Annotated in this window: 29 protein-coding genes; 20 read left to right on the top strand and 9 right to left on the bottom strand. The window is 32.9% G+C overall.

Annotated features, from left to right (window positions below):
- Positions 1–19: 19 nt before the first annotated feature.
- The 3 genes from B3C18_RS08765 to B3C18_RS08755 form a co-directional block, all read right to left on the bottom strand.
- Positions 20–496: a nuclear transport factor 2 family protein gene (locus B3C18_RS08765; protein WP_291145499.1), complete on the bottom strand. Its 477-nt coding sequence runs from the start codon at positions 494–496 to the stop codon at positions 20–22.
- Between the two features lie 74 nt (positions 497–570).
- The gene (locus B3C18_RS08760) at positions 571–1380 is read right to left on the bottom strand and encodes an SDR family oxidoreductase (RefSeq protein ID WP_291145496.1); all 810 of its coding nucleotides are present in this window, start codon (positions 1378–1380) and stop codon (positions 571–573) included.
- Between the two features lie 30 nt (positions 1381–1410).
- The gene (locus B3C18_RS08755; protein ID WP_291145493.1) at positions 1411–1818 is read right to left on the bottom strand and encodes a GlcG/HbpS family heme-binding protein; all 408 of its coding nucleotides are present in this window, start codon (positions 1816–1818) and stop codon (positions 1411–1413) included.
- 157 nt (positions 1819–1975) lie between these two features.
- On the opposite strand from B3C18_RS08755, the gene B3C18_RS08750 reads away from it, so the two are divergent.
- The 5 genes from B3C18_RS08750 to B3C18_RS08730 all read left to right on the top strand — a co-directional run bounded on the left by B3C18_RS08750 (position 1976) and on the right by B3C18_RS08730 (position 6232).
- On the top strand, positions 1976–2884 hold the full coding sequence (locus tag B3C18_RS08750; protein WP_291145490.1) for a helix-turn-helix domain-containing protein: 909 nt from the start codon (positions 1976–1978) through the stop codon (positions 2882–2884).
- A gap of 121 nt (positions 2885–3005) precedes the next feature.
- Positions 3006–3437 carry a DUF6326 family protein gene (locus B3C18_RS08745; RefSeq protein ID WP_291145487.1) on the top strand — a complete coding sequence of 144 codons (432 nt, stop codon included), beginning with the start codon at positions 3006–3008 and terminating at the stop codon, positions 3435–3437.
- A gap of 16 nt (positions 3438–3453) precedes the next feature.
- On the top strand, positions 3454–4149 hold the full coding sequence (locus tag B3C18_RS08740) for a DUF4386 domain-containing protein (RefSeq protein ID WP_291145484.1): 696 nt from the start codon (positions 3454–3456) through the stop codon (positions 4147–4149).
- 43 nt (positions 4150–4192) lie between these two features.
- The gene (locus B3C18_RS08735) at positions 4193–5335 is read left to right on the top strand and encodes a helix-turn-helix domain-containing protein (RefSeq protein WP_291145481.1); all 1143 of its coding nucleotides are present in this window, start codon (positions 4193–4195) and stop codon (positions 5333–5335) included.
- Between the two features lie 60 nt (positions 5336–5395).
- Entirely contained in the window at positions 5396–6232 is an 837-nt protein-coding gene (locus B3C18_RS08730) for an alpha/beta fold hydrolase (protein ID WP_291145478.1), read from the top strand.
- Between the two features lie 63 nt (positions 6233–6295).
- Here the strand turns inward: B3C18_RS08730 and B3C18_RS08725 are convergent, their stop codons facing one another.
- Together B3C18_RS08725 and B3C18_RS08720 are read right to left on the bottom strand one after the other, a co-directional pair.
- Positions 6296–7261 carry a T9SS C-terminal target domain-containing protein gene (locus B3C18_RS08725; RefSeq protein ID WP_291145476.1) on the bottom strand — a complete coding sequence of 322 codons (966 nt, stop codon included), beginning with the start codon at positions 7259–7261 and terminating at the stop codon, positions 6296–6298.
- A gap of 26 nt (positions 7262–7287) precedes the next feature.
- Positions 7288–8025: a tyrosine-protein phosphatase gene (locus B3C18_RS08720; protein ID WP_291145473.1), complete on the bottom strand. Its 738-nt coding sequence runs from the start codon at positions 8023–8025 to the stop codon at positions 7288–7290.
- Between the two features lie 128 nt (positions 8026–8153).
- Between B3C18_RS08720 and B3C18_RS08715 the strand changes: the two genes are divergently transcribed.
- Positions 8154–9341, top strand: coding sequence for a DUF5009 domain-containing protein (locus tag B3C18_RS08715; protein ID WP_291145470.1), 1188 nt, complete (start codon positions 8154–8156; stop codon positions 9339–9341).
- A gap of 251 nt (positions 9342–9592) precedes the next feature.
- Here B3C18_RS08715 and B3C18_RS08710 read toward each other — a convergent pair whose 3' ends face one another.
- Together B3C18_RS08710 and B3C18_RS08705 are read right to left on the bottom strand one after the other, a co-directional pair.
- A complete protein-coding gene (locus B3C18_RS08710; protein ID WP_291145467.1) occupies positions 9593–9991 on the bottom strand; it encodes a hypothetical protein in 399 nt (132 codons plus the stop codon).
- A gap of 5 nt (positions 9992–9996) precedes the next feature.
- Positions 9997–10581: a hypothetical protein gene (locus B3C18_RS08705; protein ID WP_291145464.1), complete on the bottom strand. Its 585-nt coding sequence runs from the start codon at positions 10579–10581 to the stop codon at positions 9997–9999.
- 120 nt (positions 10582–10701) lie between these two features.
- Between B3C18_RS08705 and B3C18_RS08700 the strand changes: the two genes are divergently transcribed.
- The 12 genes from B3C18_RS08700 to B3C18_RS08645 all read left to right on the top strand — a co-directional run bounded on the left by B3C18_RS08700 (position 10702) and on the right by B3C18_RS08645 (position 20756).
- Positions 10702–11883, top strand: a complete 1182-nt coding sequence (locus B3C18_RS08700; RefSeq protein WP_291145461.1) for a hypothetical protein — start codon at positions 10702–10704, stop codon at positions 11881–11883.
- 30 nt (positions 11884–11913) lie between these two features.
- Positions 11914–13077, top strand: coding sequence for a glycosyltransferase family 2 protein (locus B3C18_RS08695; RefSeq protein WP_291145458.1), 1164 nt, complete (start codon positions 11914–11916; stop codon positions 13075–13077).
- Positions 13078–13160: 83 nt separating this feature from the next.
- A complete protein-coding gene (locus tag B3C18_RS08690) occupies positions 13161–14519 on the top strand; it encodes a dihydrolipoamide acetyltransferase family protein (RefSeq protein ID WP_291145455.1) in 1359 nt (452 codons plus the stop codon).
- 206 nt (positions 14520–14725) lie between these two features.
- Positions 14726–15496, top strand: coding sequence for a 3'-5' exonuclease (locus B3C18_RS08685; protein WP_053473803.1), 771 nt, complete (start codon positions 14726–14728; stop codon positions 15494–15496).
- Between the two features lie 92 nt (positions 15497–15588).
- On the top strand, positions 15589–16200 hold the full coding sequence (locus B3C18_RS08680; protein WP_053473804.1) for a fumarylacetoacetate hydrolase family protein: 612 nt from the start codon (positions 15589–15591) through the stop codon (positions 16198–16200).
- Positions 16200–16544: an Hpt domain-containing protein gene (locus B3C18_RS08675; RefSeq protein ID WP_053473805.1), complete on the top strand. Its 345-nt coding sequence runs from the start codon at positions 16200–16202 to the stop codon at positions 16542–16544. The genes B3C18_RS08680 and B3C18_RS08675 overlap by 1 nt, the downstream gene beginning before the upstream one ends.
- 195 nt (positions 16545–16739) lie before the next feature.
- Positions 16740–17993: a competence/damage-inducible protein A gene (locus B3C18_RS08670; protein WP_291145449.1), complete on the top strand. Its 1254-nt coding sequence runs from the start codon at positions 16740–16742 to the stop codon at positions 17991–17993.
- A gap of 71 nt (positions 17994–18064) precedes the next feature.
- Positions 18065–18301 carry a 50S ribosomal protein L28 gene (rpmB, locus tag B3C18_RS08665; protein WP_008468080.1) on the top strand — a complete coding sequence of 79 codons (237 nt, stop codon included), beginning with the start codon at positions 18065–18067 and terminating at the stop codon, positions 18299–18301.
- Between the two features lie 27 nt (positions 18302–18328).
- Complete coding sequence (gene rpmG / locus B3C18_RS08660) at positions 18329–18511, top strand: 50S ribosomal protein L33 (RefSeq protein ID WP_008253902.1); 183 nt, start codon at positions 18329–18331, stop codon at positions 18509–18511.
- Between the two features lie 74 nt (positions 18512–18585).
- The gene (locus tag B3C18_RS08655; protein ID WP_008468081.1) at positions 18586–18738 is read left to right on the top strand and encodes a DUF4295 domain-containing protein; all 153 of its coding nucleotides are present in this window, start codon (positions 18586–18588) and stop codon (positions 18736–18738) included.
- A gap of 263 nt (positions 18739–19001) precedes the next feature.
- The gene (gene ftsY, locus B3C18_RS08650) at positions 19002–19955 is read left to right on the top strand and encodes a signal recognition particle-docking protein FtsY (protein ID WP_291145444.1); all 954 of its coding nucleotides are present in this window, start codon (positions 19002–19004) and stop codon (positions 19953–19955) included.
- A 207-nt stretch (positions 19956–20162) separates the two neighbouring features.
- Positions 20163–20756, top strand: a complete 594-nt coding sequence (locus B3C18_RS08645) for a Zn-dependent protease (protein WP_291145441.1) — start codon at positions 20163–20165, stop codon at positions 20754–20756.
- A 16-nt stretch (positions 20757–20772) separates the two neighbouring features.
- Here the strand turns inward: B3C18_RS08645 and B3C18_RS08640 are convergent, their stop codons facing one another.
- Together B3C18_RS08640 and B3C18_RS08635 are read right to left on the bottom strand one after the other, a co-directional pair.
- On the bottom strand, positions 20773–21843 hold the full coding sequence (locus B3C18_RS08640) for a serine hydrolase domain-containing protein (protein WP_291145438.1): 1071 nt from the start codon (positions 21841–21843) through the stop codon (positions 20773–20775).
- A 93-nt stretch (positions 21844–21936) separates the two neighbouring features.
- Positions 21937–22455: a hypothetical protein gene (locus B3C18_RS08635; RefSeq protein ID WP_291145435.1), complete on the bottom strand. Its 519-nt coding sequence runs from the start codon at positions 22453–22455 to the stop codon at positions 21937–21939.
- Between the two features lie 377 nt (positions 22456–22832).
- Between B3C18_RS08635 and B3C18_RS08630 the strand changes: the two genes are divergently transcribed.
- Positions 22833–23273, top strand: coding sequence for a hypothetical protein (locus tag B3C18_RS08630; protein ID WP_291145432.1), 441 nt, complete (start codon positions 22833–22835; stop codon positions 23271–23273).
- On the top strand, positions 23254–23550 hold the full coding sequence (locus B3C18_RS08625; protein WP_291145430.1) for a DUF721 domain-containing protein: 297 nt from the start codon (positions 23254–23256) through the stop codon (positions 23548–23550). Before B3C18_RS08630 ends, B3C18_RS08625 begins: the two co-directional genes overlap by 20 nt.
- The last annotated feature ends 97 nt before the right edge of the window (positions 23551–23647 follow it).

The raw sequence follows: 23647 nt of genomic DNA, 5'->3' as shown, positions 1-23647 counted from the left end.
AAAACAACTTTCTTGAATGTTAGTCAGTTTTTATTCTTTTCATAATATCGGCAAATTCAATTCCATCCAGAAAAGCGACAACTTCTGTTATTTTTCCATCTTTCATTTTCATATACCATGAATAAGAAGATAAGTAAGGCTTGCCGTCCAGAGCCGTAGCTTCTCCATCCCACAATGCGATCACCATATCTTTATCTGCAAAAATATTTCGTACGGTAGGTTTTATTTTGACTTTTAATTTTTTGTTTAAAGGAATAATTACCTGATCCAGAAATTCCTGTTTTGAATTGTATGTTTTCGAATAAGGAGTAGAACCTGTGATTTCCCAGTGCATATCATCGGTAAGCAGATCGAAAAAATTAGGAGTTCCGTTGTGCCATTCCTGAAATGCATTTGAAATAATCTCCTTATTTGAAGATTCTTCGTTACTGTAATTTTGTGCATTTACTGCGTTTGAAAATATAATCATGACGAATATTGTTATTAAAAATTTCATTAGAATAGTTTTAAGATTAGTTTTTAACGAAACACAAGCCCGGAATCCCGGGCTTGTGTTTAGAATTTTGGAAATTAGATAGTATTTTCCCAGGCTTTTAACTGATGGTCTTTCAACATATCTTCGATTACTTTAGGTACAACATTTCTGAATTTCCCTTCATCAGAAGGTACAATTTCAATCATACGATCGATCATTTCTGTTGGATCCATTTTTCCTTCAGGGGTTGCGAAGAAATCATCAAAACCTTTGCGTAAATCGGCTCTTTTTGTGAAGTTCACGTCATCATCTAACCAACGGAACGGGTTGTCTGCCATTGTTTCATTATAACCAGTGTAGTATGCTCCAGGGTTAATTGTTTGAATTTTGATGCCGTAAGCTTCAAGTTCCTGCTGCATGGCTTCTGCAAGAGATTCCAAAGCATGTTTTGTCGATACATAAGTTCCCCAATTTGCAGGTGTAAACAATCCGCCCATTGATGAAGTAAATACTACTTTTCCTTTTTTACCTTCTTTTACCCATCTTTGTACAACTCCCTGAGTAAGAATTAATGGTAAAAAGACATTCACTTCATAGTTCTTTCTCACAATATCTACAGGTATTTCCCAAACCGGTCCGGCTTCACCCATTCCTGCATTGTTCCAAAGAATATCAAAATCCCATTTTAAAGCTTGTTTAATATCGTACTGATCTGTAAGATCCAGACGTTCAACTCTTATTTTGTCAGTTAAACCTAATGCAGCAACTTCTTCACGAAGAGGAGTTACCTGCGATGAAACATGAACGGTTGCAATAATGTTGTGTCCGTTTTTAGCCATTCCTATTGCAGCTCCTTTTCCAAATCCTGAACCTGCACCTGTAATTAAAATTGTTTTAGTTTCCATTGTATTAAAATTTTATTTGTTATTGATTAATTATTGAATTTGATTTAAAACTTCTGCTCCGGCTGTTGCGATTTGAAGATCTTCTGGAACTGCCCCGCCTGAAATCCCAATATATCCGATGATTTCGTTATTTTTTAGAATAGGAAGCCCGCCTGCAAAACCTACCAATCCGTCATTTGTAGCAGACATTCCATAAGTACCGGCTTCCGGTTTTAGGTATTGACCCACGTTTTCACTGCTTGTTCTGAACAAACTTGCCGTTTTTGCTTTTTTGATGGCAATGTCCATTGATCCTAAAAAAGCATCGTCCATTCTTTCAAAAGTTTTTAAATGCCCTGCAGTGTCTAAAACTGCAATGTTTGCATTAACATTTAGTTGTATCGCTTTTGCTCTTGCTTGTTGTACAACTTGTCTTGATTCGTTAAGATTGATTTCCATAATGTTATTATTTAATTTTTGTTGTTTCATTTTGATATGACAAAGTTGCGCCAGATTGAGATGGATCTTTATAGGAAAAAAATGCTCGTTTTTATGAAAATCAAACCTTTTTGATGTTGCTGTTTTTTCATAACTTTAAAAAAAATATATCCCAAAAATGAAAACAAGTTTAGACCTTAAAGAAATAGACCATCTTCGCAGTTTTCCGGAACTTACACCTATTTACAGAGAGGCGCATGATTCTAAACAAATCAAAGTGTTTAATAGGGAAGTTGAGGACTGTAGAAATTACCTGTCTGCAAACCGAAGGGATTTTTATAAAATTTTGATGATTACAGGAGGTGACGGAATTTTTACGCTAGGTCTTAATAAATATCGTATTGATAAACCAACTATTATTTTTATCCATCCTAATGATATTATTTCGTGGCAGAAAATCTCAGGTGAATCGGCGGGATATTATCTGTTATTCAAAAAAGATTTCATCAATCATCATCCCATATTGAAAGCTGCAATAGAAAGGCAGCCGCTGTTTAGCGAAAAATCGAAAAGCGTGATTTCTATTGAAGAAAATGACTTGCCTGGATTTACAAGACTTTGGGAAAGCATGTATAAGGAACAGGAAAACCAACTGGGCGATGAAGCAATTCAGGCATATATTCAATTATTAATGATTGAAAGTTCCAGAATGCTAAAATCTCCAATTCCAGAAAGTACAGGAGAAGATTATGATCATATACACCGTTTTTTCGGATTGCTGGAAGATGAGGTTTCAGGTATAAATTTTGAAAAACCTATCAGATTAAGGACAGCGCAGGAATTTGCAGATTCAATGCAGCTTCACCCCAATTATTTAAACAGGATTCTTAAAAAAAGAACAGGACAAAATGTAAGTACCCATATTAAAGGACGACTTCTCGATGAATGCAAAGCTCTTCTTTTACAAACCAGCTGGAGTTTAGAGCAGATAAGCTACGCTGTGGGTTTTTCAGACCAGCCAAATTTCAACTTCTTCTTTAAAAAAAATACTGGTTTTACTCCCAATGCCTTTAGAAGAACAACATAGTTGATTTATCCAGTAACTGGCTTTCTTGCTTTATAAAAGTGAAGTGAATACTTTTTCTTAAAAACAGCTTGTAACATTTTACGACTATCTCCGACATATTTAAAAATTTAATTCCTTAAATATGAGTGAGAAAGAAATAAACACTGGTGGTTTTGAAGATTTTAAAATAAACACAAAAATCAAACTTGCGGCATTGTGGACTTCCGTAATGTTTTGTTATATCTATGGAGATTATTTTTCGCTGTATGTTCCAAAAAAAGTCGAAGATTTTATAAGCGGAGATACATTGCTGGATTCTCCTATGAAATTATTTCTCGCAACACTTTTAATGGCAATTCCGGCCTTAATGATTTTTGCATCGGTAGTTTTAAAACCAAAAATAAACCGCTGGCTTAATCTCATTTTCGGAATTATTTATACCGCAATAATGCTGTTAATAGCGTTTACCACAACTGGAGCCTGGTGGAGTTTCTACATTTTTCTCGCAATAATAGAAAGTATTTTGACTTCAATCATATTTTGGACTGCACTTAAATGGCCAAAACAAGTTTAAATTTAAAGATAAAAACATGAATCAAGAATCAAAACTATCGTTTAGAAATACAGGAAGAGTCGCGGGTTTATTATATTTAGTAGTTGTAATAACCGGAATTTTTAGTTTAGGATATGTTCCTTCAAAATTAATTGTCTGGAGTGATGCTGCTAAAACTTTTACTAATATTGCTAATTCTGAATTTCTTTTCAGACTTGGTATTGTAAGCGGCTTAATTTGTTACACTTTCTTTTTATTTCTGCCTTTGGTTTTGTACAAGTTATTGAAACCAGTTCATAAAACTTACGCTGTATATATGGTTGTTTTAGCGATTGTAAGCGTACCGATTTCTTTTGTAAACATGCAGAATAAATTTGCAGTACTTTCTGTAATTAGTTCAGGCGGAGAAGAAAAGGATTTGGTAATGTTTTATTTAAATCAATATGATTACGGAAATTTAATTGTTCAGATATTTTGGGGACTTTGGCTGTTTCCGTTAGGATATTTAATTTTTAAATCTGCAATAATCCCGAAGTTTTTAGGAATATTATTAATGCTTGGCTGTGTTAGTTATTTAATAAATTTCTTCGGAAATGCATTGTTTTCAAATTATTCTGACCTCGGAATATCTTCGTATGTAAGACTTCCGGCAACTCTTGGAGAAATTGGAACGTGTTTATGGCTTTTAATAATGGGAGCAAAAAATAATTCAGATGCATTTTCTACAGAATAAGACAAATTTAATTATTTAGATTTGCGATTAAATAATTGTCTTTATGTATTCTATACTCAATGCAATAATTTGCGGCGCAGCTTTTTTACTAACATTTATAATTTTTGTAAATCAAAATAAGGTCAATATAAAAGCCAATCGCTGGTTTGGATCTTTTATATTTTGCATTTTTTTAATCTTACTTGAAGATGTTATTATAGATAGCAAAATACTCAGGGAAGATGATATTTTGAATCAATTAATAAATATCTCCAGTTTTGTTGTTGCTCCTATATTTTATTTAAGTGTAAGCTATTATATTGAGCCCGTTAGAAAATGGAAAATAATTGATTATTTTCATTTTTGTTTTGCCTTTCTGATTTTTACTCTGCTCATTCTTTCGTGGATAATAGACAGTAAAGCAGAACCGGAAGATATAAGTCCTGAAATTGAACAGAAAACCATAGCAATATTTAATTTTATTTTCAGTCTGTACGTTTTTATATATTGTTTTCTGGCTTATAAAAAGATTATCAAACATGAAAATACAATTCGCCTTTTAAATTCTGTTTCCGAGAATCTGGATTTAAAATGGCTTAAAAACATTATTGTCGGCGTTATTTTTATCACGATTTTTTGGATTCTGGATATTGTATTTCAAATATCCGAAGGAAACAAAACCTTTGATATTCTAACCAGTTTAATTTACTTTTTATCTATTTTCTATATCACTTATTATTGGCAGAAACAAAAAGAAATCTTCCCGTATAGTTTAGAAGAAAAGAAAGAAATAGAAACTATTATTGTTGAAACTTCTCTGCCGGAAGGCAAACGAAAACAATTATTAAATCATGAAGAATTAGAAGAACACAAAAGCAGATTATTACAATTGATGGATGCCGAAAAACCTTATTTAGACTTTGAGTTAAATTTAGTGAAACTGGCAGCTTCCATGAATATATCCACACACATACTTTCATACGTAATCAATAATGGATTTGGTGAAAACTTCTATCAATTTATAAACCGATATCGAATTGAGGAAGCCAAAAAACTTATGGCAAATTCTGAAATGGATCGTCTTAGTTTATTAGGAATTGGATTTTCTGTAGGCTTTAATTCAAAAACGGTTTTTAATACCACATTTAAAAAAGTAACTGGACAGACTCCTTCAGAATATAAAAAACAAATAGGTTCTACTTTATAAATCAGAACGACCAGCCTTTATTTTTAGGGCATTTTTGCTGAAAATTTTAATCTAAAAAAAATGAAATCAGCAAAAAACATTCTTCTAAAAATTAGCCTAAGTTTATTCTTTATATTCGTTTCGTGCGATAAAGACAGTGATAATAATACTGAAACTTTAAAAGAAACAAAAGTCGATTTAGGAACTCATAAATTGATGACTTATTCGATTATTCACAACTCAAAATATTTGGTAGTTTTAGAATCCGGACTTGGAGACGGGCATTCTGTTTGGGACGAAAAAAAAATACCAATAAAGCTAAACGAAAAATTAGATGTCGTAACGTATGACAGAGCCGGTTATGAAAAATCTGAAAAAGACTCAAAGCCAAGAAATATAAATCAATTGCGAAGCGAGTTAGAAACCGTAATTAATAATTTCTCGAATGGAAGAAAAGTTATTCTTATCGGGCATTCGCTTGGCGGAATGATTATTAGAGATTATGCTGTTAAAAATCCCTCCAAAGTTGCCGGATTATTATTTATAGATCCATCGCACGAATATTATAATCAGCTTTCGCAAGAGGAGGAAGATATGCTTTATAATCTTTGTAAAACTACTTTAGGAGCAGATTCCGGAGCAGCACGCGAAGCCAGAGAATTAATAGAAGATTCTGAATATATGGCCACACTTCCGCATTTGCCAAATATTCCTGTAATTGTAATTTCAAGCTTAAAAGTTGATGCATCTACTTCTGAATCAGATAAACAAAAATGGTTTAAGGCGCATGAATTATTAAAAGACGGAGTTTCTGATTTTACGCATATTACAACAACAAAATCAGGACATTATATTATGAATGATGAGCCAAATCTGGTAATAGATAATTTTAATTTGCTTTTATCTAAAATTAAATAAAAAATGATTTTGTGGGATTTGGTTTTAATATATCTGAGGATAAAATCGAATCCCGCAAAAGTTTTATTTATGAAGATAAGAATTAAGCAAAGCACTCAAATCTAAATAATGAATTTGCTGCGGATTATTTAGAATGGGTTTTCGAATCAAAGATTCATTGGTAATAAAATAATGAAGACCATCTTTTGTCGCAATTCCTTCTATTTGATGGAATGGAAGCTTAAGATCAATTTTTCGTTTATTTCCCGATAAAAAGTCATTGTTTTTGAAATCGTATAAAAGATAAAGAAATGATTTTCCTGTTTTAGAATAACCGCAAAGAGCTATGATTTTCTTTTCTTCAAAATATGTCGCGCCCGTAACTAAACCTTTTGTGTCAAGCGTATTTTTAAATTGTGCGATATGATTTCCGGGTTGATTGGGTAAAACGTAAATGCTGGTTTTAGACGATTTCCATTGTTTGGTAAACAAATAAATACTGTCTTTAGAAACTACAAAAGCCTCACAGTCAAAATCGGTTGAATTTGGTTTTTGTGCTGAAATATCAGTTTGGTCAGCATATTGAAATAAGATTTTTTCGATAATGGGATTTCCTTCTAAAAATGATTTTTTTTCAATTTTCAGGATATTTAAATCCGTTCGGTTTCCGCTATAATTATTTCCAAAATCTCCAATATATAAATACGAACTGTCTTGTGAAATTTCTTCCCAGTCATGATTTATAACCTGATCCAGAATGATTTTCTTTTTGATTTTCCCCAAAGAATCTAATCCGTAAATTGTTTTATCGTGATCGTCATTATGAGTCCACAATAAACCATCAAAAGCAATGAGTCCCGAAGTTTCTTTAATCGAATCGCTTAGTCTAATCGAATATTCAGGTCTTAGTTTTAAACTTTCATAAGTACAGCTTCCATCGTTTTGCACTGCATTTGGATTGTAATTTTTTGAAAGCACATCTGTACAGCCTGAAGTTTGGGCTTTGACTGAAGAAATACACAGAATAAAAAATAGTAGAATCCGTAGCATTTTTTATGCTTTAAATTGAAAAAAAATTAGAATCTAAAAAACTGATTATTGGCGATAACTTCTTTTAAGTTTTCAACCGAATCAATTTTTATTTTTTGATGTAAAGATTCGATATGATTGCTGTGATGCACATCGGTTCCTGAAAAATCATACATTCCTTTCTTTAATAAAAGCGCAGCAGTTTTGGTGATTTCGCTGCCATAATAACCCATAACAGCCAATAAATTTAGCTGAAATAAACAACCTGCTTTCTTTAGCTTTTCATATTCTTCAAAGTTATTATGAAAATATAAATACCGTTCCGGATGCGCCAAAACCGGAATATATCCCGCAAGCTGTACTTCAAAAATAATCTTATATAAGTTTAGCGGCGCACTTAAATACGATATTTCGACCAATACATAATTGTCTTTTAAAGTTAAAAGCTTTTCTGTTTTTACATGATTTTCAAACCAGTCATCCATAAAATATTCTGATGCTGCCTTAAACGGAATATTGATGTTCTGCTCTTTCAATAAAACTTCAGTTTCCTTTTGTCGGTCTAAAATATCCTGTTCAGCATTATCCCAGACAAAATGATTAATGTGCGGTGTAGTAACAAATTGAGAAATTCCCAATTCCTGAAATGCCTTTACAAGTTTTATTGTTTTTTTGAGAGATGATGCGCCATCATCAATTCCCGGAAGCAAATGGGAGTGAATATCAACATAATTGCCCGCCAGAAGGTCTTTTAAAAAAGGTTTTGATTTAAAGAATGATAGCATAAGTGCAAAAGTAAAGAATTGATGTTGTTTTTATTTCTGCTTTAAAGAAATATTGCAAAAGAAAATTTATGTAACAATGTAACCGACATTTTAGAATTATATTATATTTGATAAAAAAGTAATATTTTATGAAAATTAAAGAGAATTTATATAATCAAAGGATTATTTCGATTGACGCTTTACGCGGAATTACCATTTTTGTAATGATATTTGTAAACGAACTCGCAAGTGTCAAAAATGTGCCGCAATGGATGAAACACATGCCCGCTGATGCCGATGCAATGACCTTTGTCGATTTAGTTTTCCCAGCTTTTTTATTTATAGTTGGAATGTCAGTTCCGTTTGCCTTTAATGCCAGATTGATAAAAGGAGATAGTCCAAAAGTAATCTGGACACATACTTTAAAACGTGCTGTAGCCCTAATCATAATTGGTGTTTATATGGTCAATGCCGAATACGGTTATGATGCGACAAAAATGATAATCGCACCTGCTTTTTGGGGACTTCTGGCTTATGCAATGCCAATTCCTATTTGGAATAAATACCCAAAATATTTTTCAGTTTGGTTAAAATACATCCTTCAATATGGCGGAATTCTGGTTTTAATTACGCTCTACTTTTTATACGTTCAGGAAGAAACCGGAAAAACAGGAATCACGCCAAAATGGTGGGGGATTTTAGGCTTAATTGGCTGGGCTTATCTTATTTCGGTAATTTATTATTGGCTCGTTTCAGGTAGATTATGGGCTATGATTGCTTTTCTTGTAGTTTGTGTTGCGGCAAATTCTGCTAATTTGACAAAAGGTTTAATTATGCCGGAATGGCTGCATTTTATTGCCGGACATTTAACACATGTAACTTTAGTAACGGCTGGAATAATAATTTCACTGCTCTTTTTTGACAAGAAAATCGAAAATAAAATCAATTGGCCCGTAATAGGATTCATTGTTTTGTTTTTTGCTGTTGGCTTTTTTCTCCGCCCACATTACGGAATCTCAAAAATACAAGGCACGCCTTCGTGGACATTGATTTCTGCCGGAATTTGCAGCGTTTTGTTTTACTTTTTGTATTGGTTAATGGAAGTTAAAAAACAAACCAAGTGGAGTGAATTTTTCATGCCCGCAGCAGCAAATCCGTTATTGATTTATATTCTGCCAGGCGTTATTTATTATTTTAATCTCGCATTCAAAATTCACATTATACCAGAATATTTCCGTGAAGGAGTTCCGGGAATTATTTGGTCGCTGGTTTTCTCAACAATAATGTTATTCGTAATGAAAATCTTCAACAGGTTTAAAATTCAGCTTCATTTATAGTTTTATTAAAACCGATTTTTGTAACGCAAAGTTCGCAAAGGTTTTTTCGCAAAGTGCACAAAGTTTTTTTCTAAGTGAGTTTTTCAAACTGCAAAGTTCTCAAAGCTTTGTGTTGATAAAGCTTTGAGAACTTCAGCTAATTTTTTAGCTGCAACTTAAAAATCTTTGTGCACTTTGCGAAAAAACCTTTGCGCTCTTTGCGTTAAAAATAATTCATTCAGAGAGAACCTAAAACTTGAAACAAAAATTTCTTATCGAATTCTCTTAAACGCGATCGGCCCATTTCTTTTTTTATTGTCTACAAAAGTTCCTTCAAGTTTGTTTCCATCTTCAGACAATATTAAAGTATGCGTTCCAGCAGTTGCACAGCCTTCAATTGGTAAAGTCACATCGACGGTATACGTAATCGTATCACCTTTTCTAGTGCCAATGCCGCTTTCAACAAACTTTTGTCCCTTCCATTCTAAATAATGCGAAAAAATAACCTTCCCGTTTTGTTCAGAAATAATCGCTACAGCATTTTGAACGCCAGGATTTATATCTTCCCAAACACCATTAATATCTATTTTTTGAAGAACCGGTTTACTTTGGCTAAAGCCAAAAAATGAAAAAAATGCTGTAAAAAGTAAAAAGAAAAATCTTGTTTTCATGTTTTTTAAATTTGAACTATAACTGATTTTATTTCTAATGTCGCACCCGAAACCGGATTGTAATTCACAAAATTGAATTTACAGAGATTATTAATATCTAAAGTCTTTCCGTTTGGATCGCCGTCTTGTTTGAAATCCGTCCACGGAATTTTTATGGTTGTGAATTTTTTAGCAGAAACAGGCAAATCTATTCTTGGATGCGAGCCGCCGTGCACACATCCCGTTCCTTCAGCGTTTCCTTCACGTGCCTGCAATTTTATTAAATGCGATGATTTATACGTAATACTTAGATATTTTGAACTTTCAGACAAATTTGTTGGTTGTCCATCATTCGAATCAGATTCTGTAAGCATCACATTCAGCTCAATTTCTCCAACCGGATTATCTTTTGCTGTAACTTTAATTATGCCTTTTTCTTTTCGGATTTTATTAATTGTTTCTTGATTTTCTTGCGCCGGACCAGCAATGTACCAAGTCGAGGTTTTTACCAAATCTATATTAGAATTCGAAACTTCTTCCGCGGAAGCGAAACTTAAAATTGCAAACATAAAAAAGAGAGAACCAAGTAAAACAACTGCTTTGACTTTCATTGAAAAAGAGATTTTGATTTACTTCAAAAATAGAATTTTCTTTTTATTTATTTCAGAAGAAGCGTATATTCTGAATAAAATTTTAAATTTGTAAGAAGTTGTATCTGAAAAACTTACGTTATGAAAAATGCAAAACTTCTACTAGGTTTCTTTTTCTTTTTTCAAATGCATTTCGGCTATTGCCAAAACGATTCCATTTCAAATAACAACAAAGACATTCTGGATGTTTTGTACAAGCTTTTTAATAAAAATGATTCATTACGAAAAAATCAGGATAAAAAAATAGCCTTTTCATTACTTCCCGTTCCAATCGATGCTAATAAAAATGCCGGTTTGGTAGTTTCATTTTTAACCACTTTTTATCTCGGTGACAGCAACACGACCAAAATGTCGCAGGTTTCATTTTCGCCCTATTTTAGTTTTACCAAACAATATGTTTTTCCCATTCAAACCTATATATATACGAAGGACAATTATTGGAATTTTATTGGTGATTATCGCTATATGATTTATCCTCAGGATACGTACGGTTTGGGCGGACATAATACAGATAAAAAAATGTCAACTCTGGATTATCAGCAATGGCGTTTTTATCAATTTGCAACCCGAAAAATAATCGGAAACTATCGACTTGGACTCGGATTGTTATTTGATAATTACCAGAATATTTCTGAAGAATCATATATAGATGAAGAAACCGATTACTCTAAATATATGAACGGCGATTTTTCTAACGAAAGTTCCTTCGGAATCGCCATTCAAGGACTTTATGATTCCAGAGAAAATAATGTAAATCCTGAACAAGGTTTATATGTGGAAGCAGATTACCGAATTAATACGAGCGGAGTGGAAGGTAAAAAATGGAATTCTATTTATTTTGATGCCCGAAAATACCATTCTTTCCATAAATTTAAACATCGGGTTTTGGCTTACAGAGCTTTTTATTGGTCGACTTTTGGTGGAAAACCGCATTATTTAGATCTGCCAAGCATTGGCTGGGATCGCGACGGAAGAACCGGACGCGGCTTTACCCGAAACAGATTTCGCAGCAATGCGCTGATTTATTTTGAAACTGAATATCGAACTGATATCTCAAAAAACGGTTTTTGGGGCGCTGTATTTTTTACCAATGTTTCCTCCGTTTCAAAGTTAGATACGTATCAATTTAAAAAATGGAATCCTGCCATCGGAACCGGATTACGCATTAAATGGAACAAGAAAAACAACAGCAATTTAGTACTTGATTACGGAATTAGTAAAAACGATTGGTCATTGCGGTTAGGTTTGGCCGAAAATTTCTAACTTTCCCCAAAATCAATTACAAAAAATTCAATGCAATTATCGGTTATCATTCTTAATTATAATGTGCGTTACTTTCTGGAACAATGTGTTTTAAGTGTTCAGGAAGCAATTGCCGGTCTTGATGCCGAAATTATTGTTATCGATAATAATTCATCAGATGACAGTTGTTTGATGATGAAAACCCAATTTCCGGAAGTAAAATTGATTCAAAACCAAGAAAATTTTGGTTTCCCAAAAGGAAATAATATTGGAGTTGAACAAGCCAGCGGAAAATACATCTGCATTTTAAATCCCGACACCGTTGTTGCCGAAGATACTTTTACTAAAATTTTGGCTTTCGCCGAAGAAAAACAAGATTTAGGAATCATTGGCTGTAAATTAATTGACGGAACAGGAAGTTTTCTGCCCGAAAGTAAACGCGGCATTCCATCGCCTTGGGTTGCTTTTACCAAAATCTTTGGTTTGTATAAAGTATTTCCAAAATGGAATCTTTTTAATCAATATTATGCACAGCATTTAAATGAAAATCAAACCGGAAAAGTGGAGATTCTCGTTGGTGCGTTTATGTTTTTAGAAAAAGATTTATACCAAAAGTTAAACGGTTTTGATGAAAACTGTTTTATGTACGCAGATGATATTGATTTGTCTTACAGGGCACTTTTGCTAAAAAAATCCAATTATTATTTTCACGAAACAAGCGTCTTACATTATAAAGGTGAAAGTACCGTTAAAGACGAATTGTATATGAAACGTTTTCAGGATGCAATGAATTTTTTCTACCAAAAGCATTTTAAAAAATCATGGTTTTTTACCTTTTTTATACAAGTTGGAACCTGGTTTTTTTCATTTGTAAAAAAGTTTCAGGGAAAACCTAAAATAAAACCGTTGCCGGAAAGTTATATTTTATACTCCGAAAATGAGAATTTGTCTGAAAAGTTGGCTTCGATTTTAGAAAATAAAGTTAGTTTTTTAGATTTCAAAAAAGAAAAAATGGTAAATTCGTCGCTGATTTTAAAGGGAAAAAAGACAGAGATCATTTTGGATAATCACTATGTTTCATTCAAAAAATGTATCAATATCATAGAAACTCTTAAAGATAAGAACATTACTTTTAAGATTTTCCCTAAAAAGACAGATTTCATTATTGGAAGTAATTCTAGAAATGACAGGGGGCAAATCAGAAAAATTAAGTAAAAATTATATTAAGTGTAATTTATATTTAAAAATTTCAGTAATTTCGCAATCAGAAAATCAAAATCACCCTTTAGAATAATAATATGGCAAGATTTGAATTAAAGCTTCCTAAAATGGGAGAAAGCGTCGCTGAAGCAACCATTACTAACTGGTTGAAAGAAGTGGGAGACAAAATTGAAGCTGATGAAGCTGTACTGGAAATTGCAACGGATAAAGTTGACAGTGAAGTGCCAAGTGAAGTATCTGGAATTTTAGTTGAACAATTATTTGGCAAAGATGATTTAGTTCAGGTAGGGCAGACTATTGCAATTATCGAAACTGAAGGTGGTGATGCGCCGGCTGCAACTCCAGCTGTTGAAGCTGCTGCTCCTGCAGAAGCTGTAGAAATCGAAAAAACAATTGAAGCAGTAAAAGAAGAAGTTGCTGCTCCACAAGATTTTTCAGGATCAGAAAAATTCCTTTCTCCTTTAGTAAAAAATATTGCAAAAGAAGAAGGTGTTTCTCTTGCTGAATTAGATAATATTCAAGGTTCAGGAAAAGACGCCCGCGTAACGAAAGATGATATCTTAAAATATATAGAAGACCGCAAAGCAGGTGTAGTTCAAGCTCCAAAAGTAGTTGAACAAGCACCAAAAGCAGTGGTTGAAACTCCAAAAGCTGCTGTTGAAACTGCGAAAGCACCAGAACCAGTAGTTCAAAAAAGCCAGCAGGCAGTTCCGGTTTCTGTAAATGGCGGTGACGAAATCATCGAAATGGACAGAATGCGTAAACTGATTTCAGGTTACATGGTAGCTTCTGTACAAACTTCGGCTCACGTTCAGTCGTTTATTGAAGTTGACGTAACGAACATTGTAAAATGGAGAGATAAAGTTAAAACGGCTTTTGAAAAGAGAGAAGGCGAGAAGCTGACTTTTACACCAATTATGATGGAAGCGGTTGCAAAAGCTTTAAAAGATTTTCCTGGAATGAATATTTCTGTTGATGGCGAGTATATCATCAAAAAGAAAAATATCAATTTAGGAATGGCAGCTGCGTTACCAAACGGAAATTTAATTGTTCCTGTAATTAAAAATGCAGATCAGTTAAACCTTGTTGGAATGGCAAAAGCGGTTAACGATTTAGGAAACCGTGCAAAAGCAGGAAAACTTAAACCAGACGATACACAAGGCGGAACTTATACGGTTACAAATGTTGGAACTTTTGGTAGTGTTTTTGGAACGCCGATTATCAATCAGCCGCAAGTTGGAATTCTAGCTCTTGGAGCAATTCGTAAAGTTCCTGCGGTTATCGAAACTCCGGAAGGAGACTTTATCGGAATCCGTCAAAAAATGTTCTTGTCGCACTCTTACGATCACAGAGTTGTGGATGGCGCATTAGGAGGAAGTTTTGTAAAAAGAGTAGCAGAATATTTAGAAGCTTTTGATATAGACAGAGATTTCTAATAGATTCATAAATAAAATTTAAAACCCGAAAAATTTAAAAGTTTTTCGGGTTTTTTCGTTTGTAAGAAAAACAGAAAACCGACTTGTTTTGTTTTAATTTTAAACGTAAAATCAACAAAAAAAGCCAATTTTGGTCAAAAAAATAGAAATTTGGGCGGGAACTTTGGCTTTAAAAATTTACATTTGTAATCTTATAAAAATTAAAAATGGAATTAAAACTTAACAAACCAATTTGCTTTTTTGATCTTGAAACAACTGGAATTGACATCGGTAAAGATCGAATAGTAGAAATTTCGATATTTAAAGTTTTCCCAAACGGAAATAAAGAAAGTAAAACCTGGCTGGTTAATCCAACAATTCCAATTCCTCCACAAACTACAGCCGTTCACGGAATTACTGATGAAAAAGTAGCAAACGAACCGACTTTTGCAGAATTGGCACCGCTGGTTCATAATATGATAAAAGACAGCGATTTGGGAGGTTTTAATTCAGATCGTTTTGATATTCCGTTATTAGCAGAAGAATTACTTCGTGCCGGAGTTGATTTTGATATGAAAAATAAAGTTTCTGTAGATGTTCAGACTATTTTTCATAAAATGGAGGAACGTACTTTAAGTGCTGCTTTGAAGTTTTACTGCGGAAAAAGTCTTGAAAACGCACATTCTGCAGAAGCAGATACCATGGCAACTTACGAGATTTTAAAAGCACAGTTAGATCGTTATCCTGAACTGGAAAACGATATGAAATCATTATCTGAATTTACAACTCGTAAAAAAATCGCCGATTTTGCCGGAATGATTGCTTTTGATAAAGACGACGAGGAAATTTTTACTTTCGGAAAACATAAAGGTGCAAAAGTTTTAAAAGTACTGGAAACAGAACCAGGTTATTTTAGCTGGATTCAAAACGCCGATTTTCCTTTGTACACCAAAAAAGTTTTGACAGGAATTAAATTGAGAAAATTAAATACGAAGTAAAGGTGCTGAGTTGCTAAGATTCTAAGACGCTAAGTTTTTTTTTAGTTTTCTCAGAACCTTAGCAACTTAGCAACTTAGAATCTATACAAAGAATGAAAATAATCTGTATCGGTAGAAATTATACCAATCATATTGAAGAGTTAAAAAACGAACGTCCAGACGAACCTGTGGTTTTTATGAAACCGGATTCGGCGGTTTTGTTGAAACAGCATCCGTTTGTAATTCCGGAATTTTCTCAGGAAGTTCATCACGAATTAGAAATAATTGTGAAAATTAATAAGGTTGGAAAATATATTGAGCCTAAGTTTGCACATAAATATTATGATGATATTAGTGTAGGTATCGATTTTACTGCCAGAGATTTACAAGATAAATTAAAAGCAAAAGGACTGCCTTGGGAAAAAGCAAAAGCATTTGACGGTTCAGCAGTAATTGGAGATTTTTTACCAAAAAGTGATTTTGTTTCGCTAGAAAATCTTACGTTTGAGCTCAAAAATAATTCTGAAACAGTTCAAAAAGGAAATACAAGTTTTATGCTTTGGAAAATTGATGAATTGGTTTCTTATGTTTCTCAGTTTTTTACCTTAAAAATTGGAGATATTATTTTTACAGGAACGCCAGCAGGTGTTGCGCCGGTTAAACCAAATGATGTTTTGGAAGGCTTTTTAGAAGATAAAAAATTATTCAGAATACAAGTAAAATAATGGCTTTAAAGTATAATCTTTCGAAAGTGTATGCGCTTTCAGACAATGACCCCGAATTTGTAAACGAAATTCTAAAATTATTTGTTACAGAAGTTCCTGAGGATTTAAAACAAATCAAAGAAGGAATTAAGAAAAAGGATCATAAATACGCTTATTCGTATGCGCATAAAATTAAACCTACATTAGACTTAATGGGGTTAAATGTTGCATTTGAAGAAATCCTGCAAGTCGAAGCGTGGACAAAGGCAGAAGGAAAGAAAAAAGATATTATCGAGACTTTTAAAAGTATAAAAGTGCAGGTAAAAGACGCAATTAAAGAAATCAAAAAAGATTTTGACGTCTAAAATTCATATAATTCCGCTTTTTTAAACTGAAAAGCGGAATCATTTTCTTTATTTTATTTCAATCCATTTTTCTGGGTTTTAACTTTTTATTAAAAGATAAAAGAAATTGTCTTTTAAATTTTTCTGCCTCAAATCATTTCCGCAATCCTACTTCATAAATAAACTTATACCTTTATAAGTAAAACTTTTAATACTATGAAAGCAACAATAGTTACCATTGGAGATGAGATTTTAATTGGTCAAATTGTAGATACAAATTCAAATTTTATAGCCAAAGAACTGGATCGAATAGGTGTCGAAACTTATGAAATGATTTCAATAAGTGATGATAAACAGCATATTTTAAACACTTTTGCGCAGCTGCAAAACAAAGTTGATATTGTAATTATTACCGGAGGTTTAGGGCCGACAAAAGACGATATCACTAAAAAAACTTTCTGTGATTATTTTGACGACCAGCTGGTTGTAAATCCTGAAGTTCTGGCTCATGTAACAGAACTTATCGAAGGATTTTATAAAAGACCCATTTCGCAGTTAAATAAAGATCAGGCTCTTGTTCCGTCAAAATGCACCGTTCTTCATAATAAAATGGGAACTGCGCCGGGAATGTGGATGAAAAAAGAAAATACCGTGTTTGTTTCGCTTCCGGGTGTTCCGTACGAAATGAAATATCTGGTAGAAAATGAGATAATCCCCAAAATTGTAAAAGAATATAAACGTCCTTATATTATTCATAAAACCATTTTAACATACGGTCAGGGCGAAAGTTTAGTCGCAGAACGTATTGAAAACTGGGAAAACAATCTGCCTGAATTTATCAAATTGGCGTATCTGCCAAATCCCGGACGAGTTCGCTTGCGTATGACCGCCCGAGGAACTGATAAAGAAGAATTAGAAAAAGCAATTGAAGAAAATGTTCAGTCATTAGATGCTATAATTCATGATATTATAGTGGGTTACGAAGAAAATGAAACGATTGAAACGGTAGTGGGTAAATTGCTGGCTAAAAATAATAAAACTATTTCGACAGCCGAAAGCTGTACGGGAGGAAAAATTGCTTCGCTTTTGTCATCTGTGCAAGGAGCGTCAAGATATTTTAAAGGAAGTGTGGTTTCGTACGCAACAGAAGCAAAGGTCAATGTTTTGGGTGTTTCGCAGGATTTAATAGACCAATTTTCGGTAGTTAGTGCTGAGGTTGCAGCAGCTATGGCTTTGAATGTGAAAAACATACTAAAAACTGACTATGCAATCGCGACAACCGGGAACGCCGGTCCGTCAAAAGGAGACTCAAAAGCTGAAATTGGTACTGTTTTTATCGCTTTGGCTACACCAGAGGGAGTAATCACAGAAGAATTTAACTTTGGCCAACCACGTGAAAAAGTGATAGATAGAGCAACTATTAAGAGTTTAGAAATATTACAAAAAGAAATTTTAAAAATTGTGCAATAATTTTTTGCTACAATGGTTTATTTTTCTTTTCTTTGCACCCTGATTTTGAATAACGATAAAAGATAAGTATAATGTCAAGAGTTTGTGACCTTACAGGTAAAAGAGCGATGGTAGGAAATAACGTTTCTCACGCTATGAACAAAACTAAGAGAAAGTTTTCTGTAAACTTAGTTAAAAAGCGTTTTTATCTTCCAGAAGAAGATAGATGGATTACTCTTAGAGTAGCAGCATCTACGATAAAAACAATTAATAAAAATGGAATCACTGCTGTTTTGAAAAAAGCACAGTCAGAAGGATTTATCAAATAATCTTTTCCTAAATAAATATATAGCAAGATGGCAAAGAAAGGTAATAGAATCCAAGTAATTTTAGAATGTACTGAGCACAAGACTTCTGGTGTTCCAGGAACTTCTAGATATATTACAACTAAGAACAAAAAAAATACTCCAGACAGATTAGAGATTAAGAAATTTAATCCAATCTTAAAAAGAGTAACTGTTCACAAAGAAATTAAGTAATAATTAGAGATTTTTGTAAATCTCAATGGTTTGGCCATTAGAGTTTTATAAAAGCTTCAAATAACATTTGAATCATGGCAAAGAAAACCGTAGCATCGTTACAAACATCTTCTAAGAGATTATCAAAAGCCATCAAAATGGTAAAATCTCCTAAAACTGGTGCATATACATTCGTAGAATCTATTATGGCTCCTGAAGAAGTTGATGAATTCTTGAAAAAGAAATAATTACAATTACAATATATAGAAAAGCTACTTTCATTCGGAAGTAGCTTTTTTATTTTTTATATTTGTTTAAAATTTTATAGAAACCAATCAATTTGTGTTTTTTTTAAACATTTGTTCCCATCAGAGTCTTTATCTTTACTTGTTTAAAGAAAACAATAGAAGGATCGATGCAGTTGGGATTAAATTAAACAAAAGGCGTTCTATAAACATTAAGATTGTTTCAAAACTCTTAGAAACAGTCTAAAACTAACAATAAATTAAAAATGAGTTTTTTTAAAAAATTATTCTCTACCGAAAAAAAAGAGACTTTAGATAAAGGTCTTGAAAAAACAAAAACTACTTTTTTCTCTAAGTTAAGCAAAGCTGTTGCAGGAAAATCTAAAGTCGATGATGATGTTTTAGATAATCTTGAAGAAGTTCTGGTAGCTTCGGATGTTGGTGTAAATACAACATTGAAAATCATTGAAAGAATCGAAAAACGAGTATCTGAAGATAAATATTTAGGAACAGAAGAATTAAATCAAATTCTTCGTGACGAAATTGGCGGTTTATTATCTGAAACCAATACAGGCGAAGCAACCGAATTTGATATTCCAAAAGATAAAAAACCTTACGTTTTAATGGTTGTTGGAGTAAATGGTGTTGGAAAAACTACAACAATTGGTAAACTGGCTTATCAGTTTAAAAAAGCTGGTTATAAAGTGGTTTTAGGTGCTGCCGATACTTTCCGTGCCGCTGCAATCGATCAGTTACAAGTTTGGGCAGATCGTGTTGGCGTTCCAATCGTAAAACAAAATATGGGAAGTGACCCGGCTTCTGTAGCTTTTGATACTTTGCAGTCTGCTGTGGCTCAAAACGCTGATATTGTTATTATTGATACTGCCGGACGTTTGCATAATAAAATCAATCTGATGAATGAATTGACAAAAGTGAAACGTGTAATGCAAAAAGTGGTTGCCGATGCACCTCACGATGTTCTTTTGGTTTTAGACGGTTCAACTGGTCAAAATGCTTTTGAACAGGCTAAGCAATTTACTGCTGCGACAGAAGTAACTTCATTAGCAGTAACAAAATTAGACGGAACAGCAAAAGGTGGTGTTGTAATTGGTATTTCAGACCAGTTTCAAATTCCGGTTAAATATATTGGTGTTGGCGAAGGAATTGAAGATTTACAAGTCTTTAATAAATATGAATTCGTTGATAGTTTCTTTAAATAATTTATAATGAGTTTTTCTTCTTTTAAAAATATATCGGCTGTTGCTTTTTATTTTGCAAGCGTTATATGTTTTGTTTTAGCAAATGTTTTGAAAGATAATAGTCTTTCTTTTTATTACGTTTTATTAGTTCTTGGGATTGGTTTTTTCTTTATGGGAGTTCTTAAAAGGTTGAGAACTAAGCAATAATTTATTGGCACATTTTTGATTATGAAATACTGCTTTTTTGTTTTTCTTTTTATTGTGCTTTCTTGTACAAACGGAAAAAATGAAAATAGTAATAATCAAAAAGTAATTGTTATTCAGCCTTTAGGCAGTTTTAAAACGGAACAGGCTAAAAAGGTATTTGAAGAAATTAAAGCTATAAATCCAAAAGTAGTTTTAAGATCAAATATTTCGTTTCCTGAAAATTCCTATTATAAACCAAGAAATAGATACCGTGCTGATAGTATTATTAAAAGTCTTAAGGATAATATTGGCAAAGATTCCGTAATAGTTGGATTATCAAATTCGGATATTAGTACAACTAAAAACAGAATTAAAGATTGGGGTGTAATGGGGTTAGGTTATAGACCCGGAAAAGCCTGCGTAGTCTCAGATTTTAGATTGTCTGTCAAAAATAAAAATCAACAGTTTTATAAACTGGTTTTACATGAATTAGGTCATACAGCGGGTTTGCCGCATTGTGCAATAAAAACGTGTTTAATGCGTGATGCTGAAGGAGGAAACCCACTGGATGAAGAAAAAGATTTTTGCAATAATTGTAAAAGCTTTTTAAAATCTAAAGGCTGGCAATTGATTTAAACTTTGTGCAGTGCTTTTATTTATACAAAGCACTAATTTTTTCCCATAAAACTTTATCAAAATCAGATAGAGCCAGATTTTCATTATCTGCTGCATCACCCATTCTGATAACTACCATTTTTTTACTCGGAATTACATAAATCTTTTGATCGTTTTTTCCTAAAGCCATAAACATATCGCTTGGTCCGGTTGGAATTACGCTTCCTTGAAAAGTAAGTTGTGATTGTGGTAAATGATAAGAGCTTTTACCATTTAGCCACCATAAATAACCATATCCTAAATTAATATTTTGTGAAGTGGTTGTGGCTTCATTGAAATAGGCTTCATTTAAAATGATATTATTTTCCCATTTCCCTTTATTCAGCATTAATAGCCCAAAGCGTGCCATGCTTCGTGAAGTACTTGCAAAAACGCTGTTTACATCAATTTTTAACCAGGTACCATTCATCCCAATTTTATCTCTTAATTTAGCATTGAAATAATTTTCCCAAGTCTGCCCGCTTGCACTCGCAACAACATCTTGCAATTTTACATAAACATTGTGATAAGCCCATCTTGTTCCTGCATCGGCTTTATAGATTAGATCTGTAGGATCTACATCATCGGTTGAATCATCAAGTCCAGATGTCATAGTTAGTAAATGCTTGCAGGTAATTTTGTTTTCTTGTGCTAAAGTTTCACTTGTCCAGCCGGTGCCAATATACTGAGAAACTTTATTGTTGATATTTAGTAGGTTTTCCTGTTGAGCGATTCCTGTAACAGTTGAGGTTAATGTTTTTCCGGCGCTCGCCCAATACCAGTTTGTTGAAGCGGTATGTCCGTTAAAGTAGTTTTCTAAAACGATTCGGCCATTTACTAAAATGATAAACGATTTGGAATGTTTTAGTTCTAAGTAATCCAGAAGTGGCTGTACAGCACTTTGGTTCCATTTTAAATCGGCTATGGATTTTGTTTCCCAAGTTGTTCCGGTTAATGGAGGGAAATACATGCTTTCTGATGGAGTTGGAACCGGATCTGGTTCTGCTGAATCTTTGCTGCAGCTTATCAATAATAAGGCTGTCAGGATTGTAAAAATAGTTTTGGTCATGGCTTTTGTTTTTGGTTTGGGGTTTGACCAAAAATATGTAAAATAGTTTAATGAGTGAGAAAACTTATTTTAGATGTTTAACCATGAAGTGTTTTATTTAAGTTCCCACTTTGTGCCATCTGTAAAAACTACATAATAAGCTCTTACTTTAATAATACGGTTTGCATCTGTAGAAAAATCTTCCCAGATTTTTGAGCTTGTTTCGCCTGTTTTTAATAAATAAGCTATTTCACCAGTAGACCTGCCTTTTCCATAGAAATATCTGCCATTTGCAGGTTCATCAAATGAATTTTCGCAATACCATTCCAGTTTAATTGCCTGAATGCTCTTTTTGCTTGAATTTTTAAAGACGATTTTAATGTCTTTATGATCGGAATACTGCGCTCTCGTTAAGGTGGAAGCTACAATTGTAACTGGTGAATTTTTTGAATTTTTGTTTTGTAAAAAATCATCTTTTATGGAAGGAGTGCTATTTTCTTTTTCTTCAGGCTGATGGTAATTATTTATTTGAACATACACAGGTTTAGTGTGTGCAATGTTTTTTGGTTTTGTTTTACTACATCCAAAAATTAAGAGCAGGGTGCTTAATGCTATTATGAAATATTTTTTCATTCTATTTAATAAAAGGATTTATGTATGAAGTTTTTAATTGAAATTATCTTCTTTAAAGGAAAATGTAACTGAAATAATTTTGCTGCAAAAGTCTGATAGATTTGCCTAAAAATCTGCCATAATATGACATAAGACTGTTAAAATAGGCTTTTTTAGGGTGTGCAAATATTTAGAGAATAAAGTCTTAGAAAAATGAGATAATTATCGATTAAAATATTTCTTTTGAAATTTATAAAGTTACCTTTGTAATTCACTAAATTTCTTTTGAAAACAGGAGTTCTAGCCCTGATGGAAGCGGCATCCTTTTATGGTGGGGTTCACCATAAAAGATATAGCGGACAGCAGGAAACAGCTCCTTATTAATATTATATTTTATTATGAAAAATGCTTTTATGATTTTGGTTTTGTCGCTTTTGTTTGTAAGCTGTAAACAGGAAATAAAACCGGCAGATATTGAAAAACTAAATGGTTATTGGGAAATTGAAAAAGTGGTTTTTGATAAAGGGGAGGAAAAGGCTTATGGAATGAACGAGAACTTTGATTTTTTTAAAATTAAAGGAGCTAAAGGTACTCGTACTAAAGTAATGGCGCAGCTTGATGGAACTTTTTTAACTACTGATACTTTTGAAAATGTTTCGGTAAGATTTACGGATAAAGGTACTTTTCTGGATTATAATACCGATTATGCCAAATGGACTGAGGAATTAATCTCGATTTCGGATGAGGAGTTTGTGGTTAAAAATGATCAGAACAAAGAATATTATTATAAAAAAACGGGACCAATAAATATTTTAAACGATGGCAAAAAGACTAAATAACCAAAGTACGATTGGGGCTGTTTTACAACAAATTATTCAGGTTAATAAATTGCAGCCCGGAATGGATCAGATTGATGTAAAAGAGGCGTGGGGAAACCTAATGGGAAATGGTGTGAAAACGTATACGAGAAATGTTATTTTGAAAGGAAGCACGCTGTATGTGGAACTTGGATCGGCTGTTTTAAGAGAGGAATTAAGTCACGGAAAGTCTAAAATCGTTAAAATGATTAATGAAGAGCTTGGACGTGAAGTGGTAAAAGATGTGGTTTTGCGTTGATTAAATTGTGATTTGAAACTTAAAAATAAATTTTACACTTCCATTATGGAAGTGTTTTTTTTATGATATATTTGAGCATTAAGCATTTTTTTTATAA

The sequence above is a fragment of the Flavobacterium sp. UBA7680 genome (assembly GCF_002482975.1).
In the GTDB taxonomy this organism is placed as follows: domain Bacteria; phylum Bacteroidota; class Bacteroidia; order Flavobacteriales; family Flavobacteriaceae; genus Flavobacterium.
The sequence above is the reverse complement of the archived record's forward strand: the minus strand, read 5'-3'. Positions and strand labels throughout refer to the sequence as shown.